Origin of the sequence: Paenibacillus sp. AR247 (assembly GCF_002968895.1) — a bacterium.
Taxonomy (GTDB): domain Bacteria; phylum Bacillota; class Bacilli; order Paenibacillales; family Paenibacillaceae; genus Paenibacillus_AQ; species Paenibacillus_AQ favisporus.
On sequence record NZ_PCZT01000020.1, the window covers coordinates 28,437 to 31,298 of the forward strand.

Below are 2,862 nucleotides of genomic sequence, written 5' to 3' on the forward strand. Positions count from 1 at the left end.
AGCGTGGCTGCGGTGACCGGCAGCATCGACGACCTGACGCAGGCGGTCGAGGACAACACCGCCTCGTTCCAGCAGATGAACGTCGCCTTTCAGGAGATATCGGGCGGGGCATCATCCCAGGTGGATTCCACCTATGCCATTAACGAGTCCATTAAGCAGATGAACGAGATGATCAAGCAGATGTCCAGCTCGACGGAAACGCTGCTGAGTCAGACAGGTACGGCGAACCGGCTGTCGGAATCCGGCAAGGACAAAGTGGAGCAACTGAACGAAGCGATTATCGAATTCAAGGAAGAAATTGGCGCCATGTCGCAGGATATCCAGAGCTTGACCGGAAAGGTGCAGGAAACGACGCAGTTCAGCCAGACCATTCAGGAGATTGCGAACCAGACCAACCTGTTGTCGCTGAATGCCAGCATCGAGGCGGCACGGGCAGGCGAGGATGGCCAGGGTTTTGCCGTGGTCGCCCGGGAAATCCGCAAGCTGGCGGAGAATGCCTCGGACTCGGCGGAGAAAATTTCGCTCCAACTTCACAGCTTCTCCGAGCTGATGAGCGACACCCTGATGCGGATGGATCAGGTTGCGGAGCGGATGCAGAAGAGCAGCGAGATGACGCATGAGACATACGAAGCCTTTGAATCCATTAAAGAATCGGTGGCCGGACTGCTGCAAATTTCCGACGGGTACCGCGGATTGCTTCACGAAGTGGAGACGTTCTCGGGTTCCATTGACGAGTCCACTTCGCATCTCGCGTCGGTGAACGAGCAAACGTCGGCGACGTTGCAGGAGCTGTCGGCTACATTGCAGTCCCTCCTCGGCAACAATGAGCAGAGCCTGGCCGGCATTAAGGAAGCGCAGAGCCACTTGAAATCGATCGTCAGCTGACCGTTTCATAGGCAGAAGATTATTTTTCTAACATGTGCAACATTTAACAGTCCCCTACGTCTAGTAGACAAATACAGTTGGAAGGTGAGGGCGGCCGCGCAGGCGGTTTGACCTACAGGCTGCGTCCGTGCTTGCGCTTTCGGCTATATGGATACACTGGAAGTATATAAAGGGAGGCTGAAGGTAATGAAAACATGGCTGAAACCGGTAGGTTCTGTGCTGATCGCAGGAGCGCTCTTGGCTGGAGGCGCGGGCGTCACCGGACTGGGTGGCTCGACCACCGTCTATGCGGACCAGGATGTACAGCGCAATGTCATCAATGTTGTGGGCAAGGGTGAGATTTCGGTCAAGCCGGATATCGCATACTTGTCGATCGGTGTGGACTCGCAGGCGGCAACGGCACAAAGCGCGCAAAAGGCAACGGCAGACAAAATCCAAAAGATCACCGCGCTGCTGAAGACGACGTGGAAAATCGAAGACAAAGATATCAAGAGCACCACGTTCTATGTGCAGCCGAACTACACCTACAACGAGAAGGACGGACAAAAAGTGACGGGCTATACGGCCCACCATACGCTGCAGGTATCGTACCGCGACCTGTCCAAGGTTGGACAGCTGCTTGACGCCGCTTCCGGTGCGGGCGCCAACAACATCGAGAGCGTCCAGTTTTCCGTCGAGAACCGTGACCAATATGAGGCGCAAGTGATTGAGAAGGCGATGGCTAACGCTGATCTGAAAGCAGGCGCGATTGCCAAGGCCGCCAAGCGTCAGCTGGGAGTGGTTCTGGTCGTGAGCCAGGGCGATGCGCAGAACCCGATCATTTATGCCGAATCTTCCATGGCCAAAATGGCTGCGGACAGCAACGCCGGCAACGCCACGTCGGTGGAGCCTGGCGAAGTAAAAGTATCGACGCAGCTGAGCGTGCAGTACGAAATGAAATAAGAACGGGCTGATTTGGTCCGAGCCAAGCCGCCGTTTCGGGGACAGACGTCCCTTGAAGCGGCGGCTTTTTGCGCAGATGTGGGTCCCGATCCCCCCTTTTCCAGCGGGAAAACGCAGAAAGGTATTGTACCAAGGGTCAAAAAACGTTATAGTGAATATGCGAAAATTTGTACATGCAGCAACAGTTGTAGACAACTTCCGTTGATCGTAACGGAGAATCATAATTTACCGAAAAAGCCATACCCATGGATATGGCTTTTTTCTTAGTAATGGATAAGGGGTTGATGCATATGATTGAACTTAGTCCAGATTGAGAAGCAATTTGAAGGACAAGTTGTCGTGCATCCGCTGTCACTGAACATTGAAGAAGGGGAATTCCTGACTCTGCTCGGGCCTAGCGGCTGCGGTAAGACGACCATACTACGCATGATTGCCGGATTCGAACAGCCGACTCACGGCGAGATTATCCTGGAAGGGCAGAACGTCACGAAGCTTCCGCCTAACCAGCGGGATTTGAACCTGGTGTTCCAGCATTACGCGCTGTTCCCGCATATGACCGTGGGAGACAATATCGCCTTCGGTTTGAAAATGAAAAAGCTGCCTCAGGCAGAGCAAAAAGCACGGGTTGCTGAAGCCGTCCAGATGACTCAGCTAACCGCGCTTACTTCGCGTTATCCGCATCAGCTGTCCGGCGGACAGCAGCAGAGGGTGGCCATCGCGAGGGCGATCGCGAACAAGCCCAAAGTGCTCCTGCTTGACGAGCCGCTGGGCGCGCTGGACCTGCAGCTGCGCAAGAGCCTGCAATCTGAGCTGAAGCATCTGCAGCGCTCGCTGGGCATTACCTTTGTCTATGTCACGCACGATCAAGAGGAAGCAATGATGCTTTCCGACAGGATCGTGATTATGAACAGCGGTAAAGTCGAGCAGATCGGTACGCCGAAGGACATCTATGCCGCGCCGAAGACGCTTTTCGCCGCAACCTTCGTCGGGGAGAACAACATTTTTAGTTCCGGTTCGGAGCTGTTTGCCGTACGG

At 54.6% G+C, this 2,862-nt stretch carries 3 protein-coding genes; all 3 read left to right on the top strand.

Annotated elements, in window-relative coordinates; translation table 11 throughout:
* Positions 1-885: methyl-accepting chemotaxis protein (locus tag CPT76_RS27255; RefSeq protein WP_258168842.1), on the top strand; the 885-nt coding region annotated here is incomplete at its 5' end.
* A gap of 186 nt (positions 886-1,071) precedes the next feature.
* Positions 1,072-1,827 (top strand): SIMPL domain-containing protein, encoded by a 756-nt coding sequence (locus CPT76_RS27260; RefSeq protein ID WP_105445128.1) that lies wholly within the window; start codon positions 1,072-1,074, stop codon positions 1,825-1,827.
* Positions 1,828-2,121: 294 nt separating this feature from the next.
* Positions 2,122-2,862, top strand: a 741-nt coding sequence (locus CPT76_RS27265; protein WP_105445129.1) for an ABC transporter ATP-binding protein, incomplete at its 3' end; no start/stop codon positions are given.

Bases quoted from the DNA above. Each gene is read 5' to 3' on its own strand.
- CPT76_RS27260 (WP_105445128.1), top strand. From the start codon at position 1,072: ATGAAAACATGGCTGAAACCGGTAGGTTCTGTGCTGATCGCAGGAGCG.